The organism is Pseudomonas sp. OVF7 (assembly GCF_030644265.1).
Lineage (GTDB): Bacteria > Pseudomonadota > Gammaproteobacteria > Pseudomonadales > Pseudomonadaceae > Aquipseudomonas > Aquipseudomonas gorinensis.
On record NZ_CP128996.1, the window covers coordinates 6,802,282 to 6,820,187 of the forward strand.

General features: G+C 60.4%; 16 protein-coding genes and 1 pseudogene. 6 read left to right on the top strand and 11 right to left on the bottom strand.

The features are described from left to right. Positions 1 to 22 precede the first annotated feature (22 nt). Positions 23 to 1,276 carry a serine hydroxymethyltransferase gene (gene glyA, locus QU606_RS30955; RefSeq protein ID WP_024077497.1) on the top strand — a complete coding sequence of 418 codons (1,254 nt, stop codon included), beginning with the start codon at positions 23 to 25 and terminating at the stop codon, positions 1,274 to 1,276. Between the two features lie 137 nt (positions 1,277 to 1,413). Here the strand turns inward: glyA and yjiA are convergent, their stop codons facing one another. The 3 genes from yjiA to QU606_RS30970 form a co-directional block, all read right to left on the bottom strand. Further along, positions 1,414 to 2,373 carry a GTPase gene (gene yjiA, locus QU606_RS30960; RefSeq protein ID WP_024077498.1) on the bottom strand — a complete coding sequence of 320 codons (960 nt, stop codon included), beginning with the start codon at positions 2,371 to 2,373 and terminating at the stop codon, positions 1,414 to 1,416. A 135-nt stretch (positions 2,374 to 2,508) separates the two neighbouring features. Continuing rightward, on the bottom strand, positions 2,509 to 2,706 hold the full coding sequence (locus QU606_RS30965; protein WP_003176208.1) for a YbdD/YjiX family protein: 198 nt from the start codon (positions 2,704 to 2,706) through the stop codon (positions 2,509 to 2,511). A gap of 15 nt (positions 2,707 to 2,721) precedes the next feature. Continuing rightward, positions 2,722 to 4,788, bottom strand: a complete 2,067-nt coding sequence (locus QU606_RS30970; protein WP_024077499.1) for a carbon starvation CstA family protein — start codon at positions 4,786 to 4,788, stop codon at positions 2,722 to 2,724. 173 nt (positions 4,789 to 4,961) lie between these two features. Here QU606_RS30970 and QU606_RS30975 point away from each other — a divergent pair, with 173 nt between their 5' ends. Further along, the gene (locus QU606_RS30975) at positions 4,962 to 5,330 is read left to right on the top strand and encodes a PilZ domain-containing protein (RefSeq protein ID WP_150295803.1); all 369 of its coding nucleotides are present in this window, start codon (positions 4,962 to 4,964) and stop codon (positions 5,328 to 5,330) included. Between the two features lie 4 nt (positions 5,331 to 5,334). On the opposite strand, the gene QU606_RS30980 is transcribed toward QU606_RS30975, so the two are convergent. From QU606_RS30980 to katB, 4 genes and pseudogenes are all read right to left on the bottom strand, one after another. After that, positions 5,335 to 6,060 carry a hypothetical protein gene (locus tag QU606_RS30980; protein WP_304997967.1) on the bottom strand — a complete coding sequence of 242 codons (726 nt, stop codon included), beginning with the start codon at positions 6,058 to 6,060 and terminating at the stop codon, positions 5,335 to 5,337. A gap of 16 nt (positions 6,061 to 6,076) precedes the next feature. Next, complete coding sequence (radA, locus tag QU606_RS30985) at positions 6,077 to 7,444, bottom strand: DNA repair protein RadA (protein ID WP_069077072.1); 1,368 nt, start codon at positions 7,442 to 7,444, stop codon at positions 6,077 to 6,079. A gap of 35 nt (positions 7,445 to 7,479) precedes the next feature. Further along, positions 7,480 to 8,018, bottom strand: a pseudogene (locus QU606_RS30990) (ankyrin repeat domain-containing protein). 54 nt (positions 8,019 to 8,072) lie between these two features. Continuing rightward, on the bottom strand, positions 8,073 to 9,614 hold the full coding sequence (katB, locus tag QU606_RS30995; protein ID WP_024077504.1) for a catalase KatB: 1,542 nt from the start codon (positions 9,612 to 9,614) through the stop codon (positions 8,073 to 8,075). A gap of 287 nt (positions 9,615 to 9,901) precedes the next feature. Here katB and mscL point away from each other — a divergent pair, with 287 nt between their 5' ends. Beyond that, a complete protein-coding gene (gene mscL / locus QU606_RS31000) occupies positions 9,902 to 10,318 on the top strand; it encodes a large-conductance mechanosensitive channel protein MscL (RefSeq protein WP_017737414.1) in 417 nt (138 codons plus the stop codon). Positions 10,319 to 10,362: 44 nt separating this feature from the next. Here mscL and QU606_RS31005 read toward each other — a convergent pair whose 3' ends face one another. Beyond that, positions 10,363 to 11,139 (bottom strand): ferredoxin--NADP reductase, encoded by a 777-nt coding sequence (locus tag QU606_RS31005; protein ID WP_024077505.1) that lies wholly within the window; start codon positions 11,137 to 11,139, stop codon positions 10,363 to 10,365. 405 nt (positions 11,140 to 11,544) lie between these two features. Here QU606_RS31005 and QU606_RS31010 point away from each other — a divergent pair, with 405 nt between their 5' ends. Then, the gene (locus tag QU606_RS31010) at positions 11,545 to 12,255 is read left to right on the top strand and encodes a LuxR family transcriptional regulator (protein ID WP_024077506.1); all 711 of its coding nucleotides are present in this window, start codon (positions 11,545 to 11,547) and stop codon (positions 12,253 to 12,255) included. Positions 12,256 to 12,428: 173 nt separating this feature from the next. Then, positions 12,429 to 13,553, top strand: a complete 1,125-nt coding sequence (locus tag QU606_RS31015; protein WP_304997968.1) for a methyltransferase — start codon at positions 12,429 to 12,431, stop codon at positions 13,551 to 13,553. 70 nt (positions 13,554 to 13,623) lie between these two features. Here the strand turns inward: QU606_RS31015 and QU606_RS31020 are convergent, their stop codons facing one another. From QU606_RS31020 to QU606_RS31030, 3 genes are read right to left on the bottom strand one after another with little or no spacing between them, the layout of a single operon-like run. Next, entirely contained in the window at positions 13,624 to 13,791 is a 168-nt protein-coding gene (locus QU606_RS31020; RefSeq protein WP_304997969.1) for a DUF2474 domain-containing protein, read from the bottom strand. A gap of 12 nt (positions 13,792 to 13,803) precedes the next feature. Next, positions 13,804 to 14,811: a cytochrome d ubiquinol oxidase subunit II gene (cydB, locus tag QU606_RS31025; protein WP_024077509.1), complete on the bottom strand. Its 1,008-nt coding sequence runs from the start codon at positions 14,809 to 14,811 to the stop codon at positions 13,804 to 13,806. Between the two features lies 1 nt (position 14,812). Next, the gene (locus QU606_RS31030) at positions 14,813 to 16,252 is read right to left on the bottom strand and encodes a cytochrome ubiquinol oxidase subunit I (RefSeq protein ID WP_024077510.1); all 1,440 of its coding nucleotides are present in this window, start codon (positions 16,250 to 16,252) and stop codon (positions 14,813 to 14,815) included. 318 nt (positions 16,253 to 16,570) lie between these two features. Here QU606_RS31030 and QU606_RS31035 point away from each other — a divergent pair, with 318 nt between their 5' ends. After that, entirely contained in the window at positions 16,571 to 17,821 is a 1,251-nt protein-coding gene (locus QU606_RS31035) for an MFS transporter (RefSeq protein WP_304997970.1), read from the top strand. Positions 17,822 to 17,906 lie beyond the last annotated feature (85 nt).

A 17,906-nucleotide genomic window follows, 5' to 3' on the forward strand; every position in this document is an offset into this window, starting at 1 on the left:
CCCCCGATCCTTGAGGACCGCCATGTTCAGCCGTGATTTGACTATTGCCAAGTACGACGCCGATCTCTTCGCCGCCATGGAGCAAGAAGCCGTGCGCCAGGAAGAGCACATTGAGCTGATCGCTTCGGAAAACTACACCAGCCCTGCGGTGATGGAGGCTCAAGGTTCGGTTCTGACCAACAAGTACGCCGAAGGCTACCCAGGCAAGCGCTACTACGGTGGCTGCGAGTACGTCGACGTGGTTGAGCAACTGGCCATCGACCGTGCCAAAGAACTGTTCGGCGCCGATTACGCCAACGTCCAGCCACACGCCGGCTCCCAAGCCAACAGCGCCGTGTACCTGGCCCTGCTGCAAGGCGGCGACACTATCCTGGGCATGAGCCTGGCCCACGGCGGTCACCTGACCCACGGCGCCAGCGTTTCCTCCTCCGGCAAGCTGTACAACGCCGTTCAATACGGTATCGATGCCAACGGCCTGATCGACTACGACGAAGTCGAGCGCCTGGCGATCGAGCACAAGCCAAAAATGATCGTCGCCGGTTTCTCTGCTTACTCGCAGATCCTCGACTTCCCACGCTTCCGCGCCATCGCTGACAAAGTCGGCGCGTACCTGTTCGTCGACATGGCCCACGTGGCCGGTCTGGTCGCCGCGGGCGTCTACCCGAACCCGGTACCCTTTGCTGACGTGGTCACCACCACCACCCACAAGACCCTGCGCGGTCCACGTGGCGGCCTGATCCTGGCACGCGCCAACGCCGAGATCGAGAAGAAGCTGAACTCCGCCGTATTCCCAGGCGCCCAGGGTGGCCCGCTGGAGCACGTGATCGCCGCCAAGGCCATCTGCTTCAAGGAAGCGCTGCAACCTGAGTTCAAGGTCTACCAGCAACAAGTGGTGAAAAACGCCAAGGCCATGGCCGACGTGTTTATCGCACGCGGTTTTGACGTGGTATCCGGCGGTACGGAAAACCACCTGTTCCTGCTGTCGCTGATCAAGCAGGACATTTCCGGTAAGGATGCTGACGCTGCCCTGGGCAAAGCCTTCATCACCGTGAACAAGAACTCCGTGCCGAACGATCCACGTTCGCCGTTCGTCACCTCCGGCCTGCGCTTCGGCACCCCGGCTGTGACCACTCGTGGCTTCAAGGAAGCAGAGTGCAAGGAACTGGCGGGCTGGATCTGCGACATCCTGGCAGACCTGAACAACGAAGCCGTGATCGACGCGGTTCGTGAGAAGGTCAAGGCCATCTGCAAGAAGCTGCCGGTGTACGGCGCTTGATTGCAGTTGCTTGACTGAGAAGCCCGCTGTAGGAGCGAGCTTGCTCGCGAAAAACGTCAACGATAACGCGTGCATCCTGGATACACGCGGTGCCTATGAGTTCTTCGCGAGCAAGCTCGCTCCTACAAGCGGGCTTTTTACGCCTGGTAAACCCGCTTAAAGCCTTCGCGGATTTTGTCTTCCGGCAACTCATCGGCAATAAACACAATCACACTCTCCCGCGCCTCACCCTCGGCCCATTCGGTGTCCCAATCGAACCCGTAGAGCTTGAGCACGCCCTGGAACACCATGCGCCGATCCTCCCCGGCGATGTTGAGCACGCCCTTGTAGCGCAGCAGTTGCTTGCCATGGTCTTCCAGCAGTTCGTTCATGAACTCACTGAGGCGGTCGATATCCAGCGGCTGGTCAGTACGCAGTACCAGGCTGGAAATACGGTCGCTGGACGGCGCCTTGCTCACCGGGCGCAAGCTCATGCCGGCGTTAAGGTTGAAGCCGCGCACATCGAGCAGTTCGGCTAACTCAATCTTGCCGTGCTCGACCACACGGATCGGCGCGCGGCGGTTGATGCGTGTGAGGCGCTCACTGAGAGCCTCGAAGGTGGCGTCGTCCACCAGGTCACGCTTGCTCACCAGCAGGCGGTCGGCGAAACCGATCTGCGCCTGGGCGATGGTCTGGGTCAGGTGGTGCTCGGCGTGGGCCGCGTCCACGAGGGTGATGATGCCGTCAAGGATGTAGCGCTCGCGCAGTTCCTCATCGATGAAAAAGGTTTGGGCCACCGGCGCAGGGTCGGCGAGGCCGGTGCACTCGATCACCAGGCGGTCGAAGGCGATCTCGCCGCTGTCCAGGCGTTCGAGCAGCAGGTAGAGGGCCTTGGTCAGGTCGGTGTGGATAGTGCAGCACACGCAGCCGTTGGACAGGGTCATGACTTGCACCGGTTCTTCGCCCAACAGCTGGGTATCGATACCGGCATCGCTGAATTCATTTTCGATCACGGCGATTTTCAAGCCGTGCTCGGCCTTGAGCAGGTGGCGCAGCAAGGTGGTCTTGCCGGCGCCGAGGAAGCCGCTGAGGACGGTCACTGGAATGGGAGAGGACAAAAAATTCTCCTTGAAGGAACACTGAAACAAATGTGGGAGGGGGCTCGCCCCCGATAGCAGTGTGTCAGGCACTTATCTGTCACTGACGCACCACTATCGGGGGCAAGCCCCCTCCCACAGGAGAGTTACGTTAAATCAACAGCACTTGGGCCCACCCTTGCCACCGTAACGGGCTTCCTGGCGCTCTCGGAAGAACGCCTTGTAGTCCATCATCGGTTTGTCCGGGTGTTTGGTTTGCATATGCTCGACGTAGGTGTCGTAGTCGGGCATGCCGACCATCAGGCGCGCGGCCTGACCGAGGTATTTACCGAGGCGACTGATGTCATTGAACATGGCTGCAATCCTCGATCAAGCGTCCGGTACAGCCTGGAACGGGGCTTCTTTATCCGTACGTTCTTTGTTGCCCCAGGCGGCGACACCGACCTTGAGCGCATAGAACAGGATGCTGAACACCACGAACAGGAACAGCGCCGTCAGCGTTGCGTTGGTGTAGGCGTTCCAGATCACGTGTTGCATCTGGTCGATGCTCTTGGCCGGGGCCAGGATCTGGCCGTTGGCCAGGGCATCGCTGTATTTCTTCGCCAGCGACAGGAAGCCGATCGCCGGGTTGGCGTCGAACAGCTTGATGAAGCCTGCGGTGGTGGTGCAGATCAGCAGCCAGACAGCCGGCAGCATGGTCACCCAGATGTAGCGTTGGCGTTTCATTTTGATCAGCACAACGGTCGCCAGCATCAGCGCGATACCCGCCAGCATCTGGTTGGAGATACCAAACAGCGGCCACAAGGTGTTGATCCCGCCCAGTGGGTCGATCACGCCTTGGTACAGCAGGTAGCCCCACATGGCCACGCAACCGGCAGTCGCGATCAGGTTGGCGGTCCACGATTCGGTGCGTTTGAGCGCCGGTACGAAGGAGCCCAGCAAGTCTTGCAGCATGAAGCGCCCGGCACGGGTACCGGCGTCGACAGCAGTCAGGATGAACAGCGCTTCGAACAGGATCGCAAAGTGGTACCAGAACGCCATGGTGTTTTCACCTGGCAGCACACTGTGCAGGATCTGTGCGATCCCCACCGCGAGAGTCGGCGCACCACCGGCACGGGCCAGGATGGTGGTTTCACCGATGTCATGGGCGACGGCCGACAACGCCTCGGGGGTAATTGCAAAGCCCCAACTGCTGACGGTTTGCGCCACGGTGACCACGTCGGTGCCGACAATCGCCGCCGGGCTGTTCATGGCGAAATACACGCCAGGCTCGATCACCGAAGCGGCAACCATCGCCATGATGGCCACGAACGACTCCATCAACATGCCGCCATAACCGATGTAGCGGGCGTGGCTTTCACTGGCAAGCAGCTTGGGCGTAGTGCCCGAGGAGATCAGCGCATGGAAGCCGGAAACCGCACCGCAGGCAATGGTGATGAACAGGAACGGGAACAGGCCGCCCTTCCATACCGGGCCGGTGCCATCGATGAACTGGGTCAGCGCGGGCATTTTCAGGTCGGGCATGGTCACCAGAATGCCGATCGCCAGGGCGATGATGGTGCCGATTTTCAGGAAGGTGGAGAGGTAGTCACGTGGCGCCAGGATCAGCCACACCGGCAGTACCGCGGCGACGAAACCGTAGCCGATCAGCATCCAGGTGATCTGGATCCCGGTGAAGGTGAAGGCCTTGGCCCAGACCGGGTCAGCGGCAATCTGCCCGCCCAGCCAGATCGACCCCAGCAGCAGCAACACGCCGAGGATCGAAATTTCACCGATGCGGCCCGGGCGGATGTAGCGCATGTAGATGCCCATGAACATCGCGATCGGGATGGTCGCCATCACCGTGAAGATACCCCACGGGCTCTCGGCCAGGGCCTTGACCACGATCAGCGCCAGCACCGCGAGGATGATGATCATGATCAGGAAGCAGCCGAACAGCGCGATGGTCCCGGGAATGCGGCCCATCTCTTCGCGAACCATATCTCCCAGGGAACGGCCGTTGCGACGGGTGGACAGGAACAGGACCATGAAGTCCTGCACCGCACCGGCCAGCACCACACCGGCAATCAGCCACAAGGTGCCAGGCAGGTAGCCCATTTGCGCCGCCAATACCGGACCGACCAACGGGCCTGCACCGGCAATCGCCGCAAAGTGGTGACCGAAAAGGATGTGTTTGTTGGTCGGCACATAGTCCAGACCGTCGTTGTTGACCACTGCGGGGGTGGCCCGCCGAGGATCGAGCTGCATCACATTGTTAGCGATGAACAGACTGTAGTAACGGTAAGCAACCAGATAAATGGCCACAGCGGCGACCACGATCCACAAGGCGTTTATCGCCTCGCCGCGGCGCAAGGCCACTACGCCCAGGGCGCACGCTCCTACGATTGCCAGCACCAGCCAGGGTAAGTGGCGTAGCAGGCTATTATTATTTTTCATTTTTATATTCCAGCCAGGGTGGACAGAAAGGACAGCCACCCGGAGTTTAGCGCTACTGGCCTTAAAGGCCACCCCCCTACGTTGGTCTAGAGCCTTCCCAAGGCAAAAAAGCAGAAAAAACAGCCCAGTGATGGCGTACGGCTACAATCCTTCTATCCACAGAGGGTTTCACCATGACCGAGCAAGCGTCTGATCGCCGCCGTTTTCGCCGGATCGCCTTTGATGCCAAGACCAAACTTCAGCAAAACGGCCATGAATGGCCGGTGCAATTGGTGGATTTGTCGCTAAAGGGCCTGTTGGCGCAACGGCCTGAAGATTGGAAGGGAAATATAAAGCTGCCGTTCACCGTCGACATACGCCTGGATCCCGAGGCTCATATAAAGATGCAAGTAGAACTGACCCACGAAGCAAATGGCCAACTGGGATTTGTGTGCACAAACATCGACCTGGACTCGATCAAACACTTGCGGCGGCTGATCGAGCTGAACCTGGGCGACCAGGAAGAACTTGAGCGGGAGCTGGGCGCGTTGCTGGAAGTGTGATGGCTCAGGGAAACGCCGTACGTGCGGGAAATGCGCTTTCCATGTCCCAGTAGCCCTTTTTCTGACTTGAGGCGCCGTGCCACTGTCCGTCAACAAACCGATAAGTCTGATAACGCGTGGCAAAGTCATCCTCACCGTCGCCATCCATGAAGGACGACACCTGCAGCAGCTCATCCGCGCCGCCACTGGCTGGCGTCGCTATCATCCACGCAGCCTTGCCCGTCTGTGCCAGGGTCAACGCCTGGGCTTTGCCGTCGGTGCCCTGGTAACTCAGCGGTTTGAGTTGCTGTTTGTCAGGCAGCAACAGTTGCGTGGCAGGCCCGCTGTAACTGCCCATGGGGGCGGTCTGATCGATGGTCAAAAAATACACAGGTTCGGGCAGCCCTTTGAGCGGGGCTTTCTCGACCTGGGCCAACGGGTAGCCGAGGTTTTCGTGAGCTATCACCTCGCCAGAGGCTGATACCAACCGCACCTGGGCTTCGCGCAGCGGGCTGTCGACCAAATCGCCAGGCTCGTCGAACGAGTCTTCATCCAACCCATTGCCCCAACTGTCGCTGTGCAGTTGGGCGCTGATGCGCTGGTCTTCCAGCACCTGCAGCACACTGCCGTCGGGTGTCACCAGCTTCTGCGCCAGCCGATAACCGGCTGGCAGCTCAGCCCACGCCATGGCGGACGAGCCGGCCAAAGCGATAAACAGGGCGAGCGCGCCCCAGCGATTCGATCGTCGCATGGCGTCCATCCCTGAGTTATTCGAAAAGTGCATCCAATGCCTGTTCCAGGCGCGTTACCCCGATCACCTGCAACCCTGGCGGCGCTTCCTTTGGCGCATTGCCCTTCGGCACAATCGCGCGTTTGAAGCCGTGCTTGGCGGCTTCCTTGAGGCGCTCCTGGCCACTGGGCACCGGGCGCACTTCGCCCGACAGGCCGACTTCGCCAAACACCAGCAAGTCATGGGGCAGCGGCCGGTTGCGCAGGCTGGACATCACCGCCGCCATCAACGCCAGGTCGGATGCGGTTTCCAGCACCTTGACCCCGCCCACCACGTTGAGGAACACGTCCTGGTCATGGGTCGGAATGCCACCATGGCGGTGCAATACCGCCAGCAACATCGCCAGGCGGTTCTGATCCAGGCCCAGGGTGACTCGACGCGGGTTGGCCAAATGGCTGTCATCCACCAGCGCCTGGACTTCCACCAGCATCGGCCGAGTGCCTTCCCACGTCGCCATCACCACACTGCCGGGGACTTCTTCCTGGGCACGGGTGAGAAAAATCGCCGATGGATTGGAGACTTCTTTCAGCCCCCGGTCGGTCATGGCGAACACACCCAGCTCGTTCACCGCGCCAAAGCGGTTCTTCACCGCGCGCAGCAAACGCAGGCGGCCATCGGATTCGCCTTCGAAATACAGCACGGTGTCGACCATATGCTCCAGCACGCGTGGCCCGGCCAATGCACCTTCCTTGGTCACGTGGCCAACCAGGAAGATCGCCGTGCCACTCTGCTTGGCATAACGCACCAGCAGCGCCGCACTTTCGCGCACCTGGGACACGCCACCCGGCGCCGATTGCAGTTGTTCGGTGAAAATCGTCTGGATCGAGTCGATCACCATGACCTTGGGTTTTTCGATGCGGGCCGTGGCGATGATGCTTTCGATGCAGGTTTCCGTCATGACCCGCAGTTGATCCTGGGGCAGACCCAAGCGACGGGCGCGCATGGCCACTTGCTGCTGGGATTCTTCACCCGTGACGTACAGCGCCGGCATGCGGCTGGCGATGCTGCACAGGGTTTGCAGCAGGATCGTCGACTTGCCGATGCCCGGGTCGCCGCCGATCAGCACCACCGAACCATCCACCAGGCCGCCGCCGAGCACACGGTCCAGCTCGCCGGACGCGGTGGAGAAGCGCGGAATCTCTTCGACACTGACTTCAGCCAGGGTCTTGATCTGCGCCTGTTGCCCGGTCCAGCCGGCGCGGCCGGTAGGGGCCGAGGCGCCGCCACTTTCGATCATGGTTTCCGTGAGGGTATTCCACGCACCGCACTCGGTGCATTGGCCGGCCCACTTGGGAAAGGTCGCGCCGCACTCCGTGCAGCCGTACATGCGCTTGGCCTTTGCCATTCGAGAACCTCCAACCGAAAAACCGCGATGATAGCTCAGCGCGACGCCGGGGTCCGGATTTCACCGCTGGCCAACCGTGAAGCACTGTTGCCGACCGGGTCTTCGGCGTTGAGATCGGCGCCCTTGGCTTTGAGTGCGTCGAGCAACTCGATCCGTTTGAACAGGCCGGCGTACATGGCTGCCGTCTGCCCGGCGCCGTTACGTTGGTCGGGGTTGCAGTCGGTGGCCAGCAGGCGCTGGGCGATTTTCAGTTCCCCCTTGAAGATCGCCCCATCAACGCGGTGTTGCCGCGCTTGTCCTGCACACAGGCGTCGGCGCCGGCGGCGAGCAAGCGCTCCACGTAGGCGCTCTCGCCGTGGTAGGCGGCGAGGATCAGCGCGGTGTAGCCCTTGTCGTCCTGGGTGTTGAGGGGGAAACCGGCGTCGATAAAGGTGTTGAGCATGTCGAGGTCGCCACGGCGAGCGGCGTCGAAGTAGTAATCCTGAAGCTGTGCCTTGAGCGCGACCGGGTCGGGGGACTCGGCATGGGCGAAAAAGGCCAGCATGGCCATCAGTAAGCCGATAGAAACACGCATGGGTTCTCTCCTGCCAGAGGTCGACGCCCACAAGGACGTCGACCGAAACCAACGTCAGTCGGTGAGTTTTTCGGCCAGCGCCTTCACGCGAGCCAGGTCACCCTTGGCGACCTTGGCCACGCCGGTACCGTATTCCGGGTCGGCTTTGTAGAGGAACGACAGGATGATGTGCTTGCTCTCGTCATCGGTAGTGGCCAGGGAGCCGCCGAAGTTGTCGATCAAGTCCTGACGCTCTTTCTTGCTGTAGGAGCGATACAGGTCACCCGCTTGTTTGAAGTTCTGCTCACGCTGGATCTTCGCCTGCTGGGTGCTGCCCGACAGTGCCGTCTGGCTGTAGCGCGCGGTTTGCGGCTCTTCACGGTTTTCCAGGCGGCTTGGCTGGTAGTTCACGCCGCTGGTGGTTTTGCCGAAGTTCAGCGCGCCGTCCTGGTTCCCGTTGTTGACGGTGACCCGTGGGGCGTTGATCGGCAATTGCAGCGCATTAGCGCCCAGGCGATACATTTGCGTGTCCGCATACGAGAACACCCGGCCTTGCAGCAGGCGGTCTTCCGACGGTTCGATACCCGGTACCAGGTTGGCCGGGGCCATGGCGACTTGCTCGGTTTCCTGGAAGACATTCGCCGGGTTGCGGTTCAGTACCATCTGCCCGACTTTACGCTCGGGCACATTCGGCCAGATCTTGGTGGCGTCCAGTGGGTCGAAATCAAACTTGGCCAACTCTTCCGGCTTGAGTACCTGCACATACAGGTCCCACTTGGGGAAATCGCCCTTATTGATGTGGGTAACCAAGTCATTGGTCATATGACTGTAGTCACGTCCCTGCACCTCGGTAACTTGCTTGGGATCGAGGTTCTTAATGCCCTGCAGGCTCTTCCAGTGGAACTTGACGTAGTGCACTTCGCCCTTGGCGTTAATCAACTTGTAGGCATGTACGCCATTGCCATCCATTTCCCGATAACTTGCCGGGGTACCGGAGTCGGAATACAACTCGGTGAGTGTACGAGTGGCCTCGGGAACATGGGAGAAGAAGTCGAAACGACGGGAGTCATCGTCCAGGTTAGTGCGTGGGTCCGGCTTGAAGGCGTGGACCATGTCGGGGAACTTGATGGCGTCGCGGATAAAGAACGTCGGGAAGTTGTTGCCCACCAGGTCCCAGTTGCCATCAGCGGTGTAGAACTTGGTGGCGAAACCGCGCGGGTCACGCAAGGTTTCCGGGGAGTGGTTGCCGTGCACCACGGCCGAGAAGCGCACGAACACCGGGGTGGCTTCGCCTGCCGCAAAGACCTTGGCCTTGGTCAGGTCGCTGAGGGTGTCGGTGACGGTAAACGTGCCGTGGGCACCAGTGCCACGGGCATGCACCACGCGCTCGGGGATGCGCTCTCGATCGAAACGCTGCAGCTTCTGGATCAATTGCACGTCTTGCAGCAGCACTGGGCCATTGGCGCCCGCGGTTTGCGAGTTCTGGTTGTCGCCGACGGCAGCGCCGTTATCGCGGGTCAGGTTGGCGGCTTGCACAGAAAGGGAAAGCAGGCTGGCGGTCGCCAGTACCACTGCATGTCGCGCCAGGCCTGGGCCGCGCTTAATGGGGTTCTTCATCGAGGTTTCCTCTGGTTTTTTTAGCGCACATTCAGTTGTGCTTGCCAGAGGCTAGTGACCCGCGAGTCAGAAGATAAATAGAAAAACACCACTAGGGCGATTAAGAAATTAATGTGGTAAGCCACTGAAATGGCGCGTATTTCGCGCGCGACTGGTGGCACTTTGCAAACTATTTGCGTTTTAATGTGTCGATAAAAACCAAGAGTGTGAACAGTTGTGTCAGGCAAGCCCTCCACGACTGACTTACACTGAGCAGCACCCTTCTAATCTGTAACAAGGAATAACCTATGGGCGTGATCAGTGAGTTCAAGGCCTTCGCGGTCAAAGGTAATGTGGTCGACATGGCCGTCGGTATCATCATCGGCGCCGCCTTCGGCAAAATTGTTTCCTCGTTCGTAGGCGACGTGGTGATGCCGCCCATTGGTCTGTTGATCGGTGGCGTAGACTTCGGCGACCTGGCGATAACGCTCAAAGCCGCGCAGGGTGACGTGCCCGCGGTTGTGCTGGCGTACGGCAAGTTCATTCAGAGCGTGATCGACTTTGTGATCGTCGCGTTTGCGATCTTCATGGGTGTGAAGGCCATCAACCGCCTCAAGCGCGAAGAAGCCGTGGCGCCGAGCCTGCCACCGACGCCAACCAAGGAAGAAGTGTTGCTGGGTGAGATCCGTGATCTGCTCAAGGCACAGAACGACAAGCCGCTGTAACCCCATCGACTTGCAGAAAGGCGCCTCGAGGGGCGCCTTTTTTGTTACCAGTAATTCTCCACGGCCACCTGGCCAGGGCGCCGGGACAGGCTCAATTGCATGTCGCGCTGTTTGAGCAATTGGCGGGTGTCGTCGATCATCTGGGGGTTGCCGCAAATCATCACGCGCGAATGCTCCGGGCTCAGCTCGACGCCGGCCGCGCGCTCCAACTCGCCATTCTCGATCAAGGTGGTGATACGCCCATTCAACGCGCCCGGATGCTGCTCACGCGTGACGAGCGGCAGGTAGGTCAGTTTGTGCGCATATTCAGCCAGGTACTCGCGCTCGCCCAAGCCCTGGATAAGCGACTGATAGGCCAGCTCCCTGGCTTCCCGCGCGCTGTACACCAGGATGATGCGCTCGAATTTTTCCCACACCTCGAAGTCCTGCAGGATCGACAGGAACGGCGCCACCCCGGTGCCAGTGCCCAGCAGCCAAAGGTCGCGGCCATCGACGAAACGGTTCAGGGTGAGGAACCCCGTAGCCTGGCGCTCGACCAACAGCGTGTCGCCCACACGCAGGCGACTCAGTTCGCTGGTGAACTCGCCGCCGGGCACAACAATCGAGAAAAAATCCAAGTGCTCATCGAACGGTGAAGACACCACAGAGTAAGCGCGCCATACGGTGCTGCCATCCGCCTTGGTGACCCCCAGGCGCACGAACTGGCCGGCGACAAACCGAAAGCCGGGGTCGCGGGTGGTCCGCAAGGTGAAGAGGCTGGGGGTCAGCGATTGCACGTCGAGCAAGGTCTGGCGGGTAAATTTCTCAGCACTGGCCGTCATGGGGAACTCCGTTCTACAGGTGCCCTAGTGTCCCTCAAAGTCACGCGCGGAAACACCTGCAGTCGGTAGTGACATCCTGAATGCCCCTTGGGGGACCAAAGCTAATGGCACTTTAATTGCTCGTCTAATTATTTCGCTATAACACAACACCGCGCCATTACATTGAAGCGCGGCCCATTTGTTAGTTGGGTGTTACAGGTAGTGCACTGCCCTCGTGAAATGGAAGGGGCAACCTCCATCGAACGCTTGATGGCAAATTAATATTACTGCTGAAACTATCTTTCCCCTCTCCCTACCAAGAAAGAAATTTCCGACATTGATGTAGATCATGTCCTACACTCATTTGCGTGCAGCACTGGGGCTCAGGATGTACCCATGCCGCCGACACGTTATGGAGAGTTACCAATGGTTAACTGGCGAAATACACGGATTCCCAAACTGGAAGGCGAGGACAAGATCACCAGCGTATTTGAAATGGTTATCAACAGAACCCTTGAACTCGGCTTCCAATTCTGTTCCTTCACCATGAGTTCTCAACTACCGACAAACTCAACCAAACCGATTCATCTCAACAACTATCCGAATGAATGGAACCTGCAGTATGACCAGGCCCACTACTTCGAAGTAGACCCGGTCGTCAACCATTGCAAACATTGCGTATTACCCATTGTCAGGGAGGAAAAACTCTTCACCGCCGTGCCAAGCCTGTGGGAACTGGCCCGGTCACAGGGTGTGCATCTGGGGTGGACCCAATCGGTCCACGACTTCCAGGGTGTGTTCAGCATGCTGTCCCTGGGACGCAGCGAGGGCGCAGTCAGCCCGGAAGAACTGTATGAAAAGGCCGGCCATGTCTTGTGGCTCTGCCATGCGATGCACGCGGTTGTCGCACAAAAATTTGCCGACAACCCAAGCATTACCCCGCCCTGCAAATTGACCGAGCGGGAAACGGAAGTCCTCAGATGGTCAGCCCTGGGCAAGACCGCCGCCGACATTGCCGGCATCCTCTGCCTGTCGGAGCGTACGGTGGGTTTTCATATCAGCCGTACGTTCAAGAAACTGGGGGTCAATAACAAGATTGCCGCTGTACTGAGGGCATCAAAAGCCGGGCTGTTTTAACCGCCCCGGAAACGCTGCATGTAATCCTTGCAAAAAATAAGTAACATTTACGACCAACTCTGAGTGTTGATGCCGCCGCCAAGGCGCCGCCTCGCAGTTCACTCAGACGGTTCGACCAGCGCGCCTCACGCCCCCTGCCGAACACCCATCGATTACCCAGAGCCTCCCCTGCCATGCCCCTGCTCGACAGTCCATTCGCCCAGCTCGATCTGATCCGCCAGCCAGAGCAACACAATGATCCGCTGCAGGCCTTCGACGCCGCCGACGAGTACCTGCTCAGTCACTTGGCTGAGCAACAGCCGGGCGCAACGACCCGCGTGCTGGTACTCAACGACAGTTTTGGCGCCCTGGCGGCCAGCCTCGAAGGCCGGGTGCAGGTGACGTCCAGTGGTGATTCGTTTCTTGCCGCCCAGGGCCTGGAGAAAAACCTGGTGCGCAACGGCAAGGCGTTCGACACAGTGAGTTTTGTCCCGGCCAGCCAGGTGCCCATCGGGCCATTCGACCGGGTGCTGATACGCGTCCCGAAAACCCTGGCCTTGCTGGAAGAACAGCTGATTCGCCTGCAAGGCCAACTGGCCCCGGGCGCCGAAGTGGTCGCGGGGGCGATGATCAAGCATCTGCCACGGGCCGCCGGTGAATTGCTGGAACGCTATATCGGACCGATGCACGCTTCACTCGCGGTAAAAAAGGCACGTTTGCTGATCGCAACATTGGCAGACCGCCCGGCAGCGGTGTCGCCCTACCCGACACGCTATACCCTGGAAACACCGCCCATCGAGCTGCTCAACCATGCCAACGTGTTCTGCCGCGAAGGACTGGACATCGGCACCCGTGCGTTCCTGCCCCACTTGCCCAAGGGCCTGGGCGCCGCGCGCGTCGCGGACCTTGGATGCGGCAACGGCGTATTGGCGATTACCAGCGCCCTGCAAAACCCGCAGGCGCAGTACACCTTGGTGGACGAGTCCTACATGGCCGTGCAATCAGCCGCCGAGAATTGGCAAGCGGCCCTCGGCGCGCGCGCGGTGAGTGTCCATGCCGGCGACGGCCTGGCAGGCCAGGCGCCGGAGTCCCTCGACGTGGTGCTGTGCAACCCGCCGTTCCACCAGCAACAGGTGGTCGGCGACTTCCTCGCCTGGCGCATGTTCCAACAGGCGCGCGAGGCCTTGGTGGCAGGCGGCGCCCTCTATATCGTCGGCAACCGCCATCTGGGCTATCACAGCAAGTTGGCGCGGCTGTTCCGAGGCGTCGAGCAAGTCGCCGCCACACCGAAGTTCGTGATCCTCAAAGCGCGCAAATAAAAAAAGACCCCGCCCCTCCAAAGAGGGAACAGGGTCAAAAAACCGTGCCGCAAGGCAACGGGATGGGATGTCAGTGAGTGGTCAGGCCGGCGGCGCTCATGAACATGCGCATCAGGCTGGCCACGATGAACAGGGCCAGCACGCTGGAGCTCCAGATCATCGCCAACCACCCCAGGCGCCGCCACAACGGCTGTTTCTCGGCCTGTTCAATCTCGTGCAACGAAGGTTTGCCAGACATGGAACGACCCTCCTAGTGATAGCCGTCTTCGTGGGTGACCTTGCCGCGGAACACGTAGTAGCTCCAGAAGGTGTAGCCCAGGATGAACGGAATGATGAACAGCGTACCCACCAGCATGAAGCCCTGGCTTTGCGGCGGTGCAGCCGCATCCCAGATCGATACCGAGGGCGGGATGATATTGGGCCACAGGCTGATCCCCAGGCCGCTGTAGCCAAGGAAGATCAGCACCAGCGTCAGCAGGAACGGCGTGTAGTGCGCATTACGCGCCACGGCGCGGATCAACCCGTACATGGTCACCAGCACCAGGATCGGTACCGGCAGGAACCAGAACAGGTTCGGCAGGGTGAACCAGCGCGAGGCGATTTCCGGGTGCGCCAGCGGCGTCCACAGGCTGACGATCCCAATCACCGCCAGCACCACAAAGGCCAATGGCTGCGCCAGGTTGTGCATCTTCTCCTGCAACGGGCCTTCGGTTTTCATGATCAGCCAGGTGCAGCCGAGCAACGCATAGGCCACGATCAGCGCCACCCCGCAGAACATCGTGAACGGCGTGAGCCAATCCAGCGAGCCGCCGGCAAATTGGCGATTGACCACCGGGATGCCGTCGATAAACGCCCCCAGCGCCACGCCCTGGAAGAAGGTCGCCGCCAGTGAGCCGCCGATAAACGCCTTGTCCCACAGGTGACGCTTGTGGTCCTTGGCCTTGAAGCGAAACTCGAAGGCCACGCCGCGAAAGATCAGCCCGATCAGCATCAGCATCAACGGCAGGTACAGGGCCGACAGCACCACCGAGTAGGCCAGCGGGAAGGCGCCGAACAACGCCGCGCCCCCCAGCACCAGCCAGGTTTCGTTACCGTCCCAGACCGGGGCGACGGTGTTCATCATCACGTCACGGTCGGTCTTGCCCGGAATAAACGGGAAGAGGATGCCGATGCCCAGGTCGAAGCCGTCCATGACCACGTACATCATGATGCCGAAGATGATGATCACGGCCCAGATCAGTGGAAGATCAATACCCATCTCAATTCCCCTTGTGCTGGATGTGGGCGTGGTCGTCATCGCCGCCATCATCGGCGGCGGACAATGGACGGGCCGGTGTGCGTTTCTGGCCAGGGCCACCGTGGGTCGGCTCGGTGCTTTCGTGGGTCACAGGGCCTTTGCGTACCAGGCGCATCATGTAGCCCAGGCCTGCGCCGAACAGCGCGAAGTACACCACCACGAACAGCACCAGGGTGATGGTCATCTGCGCCAGGCTATGCCCGGAGGACGCATCCGCCGTGCGCATCAACCCGTAGACGACCCACGGCTGGCGACCGATTTCGGTGGTGAACCAGCCCGCGAGGATCGCGATCAGGCCGGACGGGCCCATCCACAGGGCCAGGTACAGGAACGGCCTGGAGGTGTACATCTTGCCGCCCCGGCGCAGCCAGAGGCTGAACAGCCCGGTGAAGATCATCAGCAAGCCCAGGCCGACCATGACCCGGAACGACCAGAACACAATGGTCGAGTTGGGGCGGTCTTCAGGCGCAAACTCCTTGAGCGCCGGCACCTGTTTGTCCAGGGAGTGGGTCAGGATCAAGCTGCCCAGGTAGGGAATTTCCACCGCGTATTTGGTTTTTTCGGCTTTCATGTCCGGCCAGCCAAACAGGATCAACGGCGTCGGCTCATTGCCGATATTTTCCCAGTGGCCTTCAATCGCGGCGATTTTCGCCGGCTGATGCTTGAGCGTGTTGAGGCCGTGGAAGTCACCGATCACCGCCTGGATAGGCGCCACGATCAGGGCCATCCACATCGCCATCGACAACATGGTGCGGATCGCGGGGGTGTCCTTGCCACGCAACAAATGCCAGGCCGCCGAGGAGCCGACGAAGAAGGCCGTGGCGACAAACGCGGCCGTGGCCATGTGCATCAGGCGGTAGGGGAACGACGGGTTGAAGATCACCGCCAGCCAGTCGGTGGGAATCACGCGGCCGTCGATGATTTCAAAGCCCTGGGGCGTCTGCATCCAGCTGTTGGACGCCAGGATCCAGAAGGTGGAGATCAACGTACCGACCGCCACCATTACCGTGGCGAAGAAGTGCAGCTTGCGCCCCACCTTGTTCCAGCCGAACAGCATCACGCCGAGGAAACCGGCCTCGAGGAAGAAGGCCGTGAGCACTTCGTACGTGAGCAGCGGCCCGGTGACGGAGCCGGCGAAGTCCGAGAAGCGGCTCCAGTTGGTGCCGAACTGGTAGGCCATGACCAAGCCGGAGACCACGCCCATGCCGAAGTTGACGGCAAAGATCTTCGACCAGAAGTGGTAGAGGTCACGGTAGGTGTCGTTATGGGTCTTGAGCCACAGACCTTCCAGCACCGCAAGGTAACTGGCCAGGCCAATGGTGATCGCCGGGAACAGGATGTGAAACGAGATGGTGAACGCAAATTGAATTCGGGCGAGATCTAGCGCCTCCAAACCGAACATAAGTCTTCCTCTGTCAGGTAATACCGAATGCTGGCTGGAGGCCGCATCCACTGCCCCCACGGATATGGAGTGTGGCGAATTTCAATTCGTTTCTTTTTTTAACCAACCAAGCAGGGATCCTGGCCTTGCGGCCGCCAGAACAAATTCTGAAATGACTTTGATCTGGATCAATCACAGTCAAAAGAGTAGTCCCATTTTCGCGATTGGCCTGTGTGGTCTTTTGCCGCGTGACAGCTTGCCTCAGCCCTCTTCTCGCAACTAATTGTTACAGCTTGATGCTAATCTCACCCTTCCCTCCGGCCTTGACCAGAATTTCCGATGCCCAGTGAACCCGCGTTGCTGTTACGTCACCACCGCCCTTTCATCGCGTTCTGGCTGGCGCGGATCTTCACCGCCAGCGGCTTCCAGATGCTTACCGTGGCCATCGGCTGGAACCTCTACCAACTGACCGGCAACGTACTCGACCTGGGCCTGGTCGGCCTGGTGGAATTCGTCCCACGCGTGCTGTTCATGCTGCACACCGGGCATGTGGCCGACCGCTATGAGCGGCGTAAAGTCGCGGCCATCTGCCAGACCGTGCAGGCGCTGATCGCCTTGTCCCTGGCCATCGGTGGCCTGACTGGCAACGTAACCCGCGAGATGATCTTTATCCTCGCCTTCGTGCTGGGTGCCGCGCGGTCCTTCGAGATGCCCACCACCCAGGCGCTGCTGCCGAGCATCGTGCCCAGCGCGCTGTTCCCGCGCGCCGTGGCTTCGTCACAATCGGCCCAGCAACTGGCGACTATCGTCGCGCCGGCCCTCGGTGGGTTGCTCTACGCCTTTGGCAGCGTGTGGGTGTATAGCCCGACCGTGGTGCTGTACCTGATTGCCTGCGTCTTGACCCTCAACCTGCCCGCCCGCCAGACCCCGCTCAATACAGGCAAGGCGACCTTGGATTCGCTGCTCGCCGGCATCCGCTTTATCCGCAGCCGCCCGGACATCCTCGGCGCGATTTCCCTCGACCTGTTCGCCGTGCTGCTCGGCGGCGCCACCGCGTTGCTGCCGGTGTTCGCCAAGGACATCCTGCTGACCGGAGCCTGGGGCCTGGGCCTGCTACGCTCGGCCCCCGCTGTCGGTGCCTTGCTGATGTCGCTGTGGTTGGCACGGTTTGCGGTGGACCGGCAGGTCGGCCGGGTCATGTTTACCGCCGTCGGGGTGTTCGGCGTGGCGACCATTGCCTTCGGCCTCTCCACTTCGTTCTGGTTTTCCCTGGCCGTGCTGGTGGTGCTGGGCGCGGCGGACATGATCAGCATGGTGATCCGCGCCTCCTTTGTGCAACTGGAAACCCCGGATGAAATGCGCGGGCGGGTCAGTGCGGTCAATGGCCTGTTTATTGGCGCCTCGAATCAATTGGGCGAGTTCGAATCCGGGATTACCGCCCACTGGTTCGGCACTGTGCCGGCGGTGGTGATGGGCGGTATCGGCACGTTGGTGGTGACGGGGGTGTGGATCAAACTGTTCCCGACCCTGGCCAATCGCGACCGTATGCATGTGCCGGTGGAGGAGCCCGCTCAAAAAACTACCGCATAACCCATGTGGGAGGGGGCATGGGTACCTAAACAACGTTGGCTCAATACTGAGCACCCGACAGACAGGGCAGTTGTGGCAGATTTGT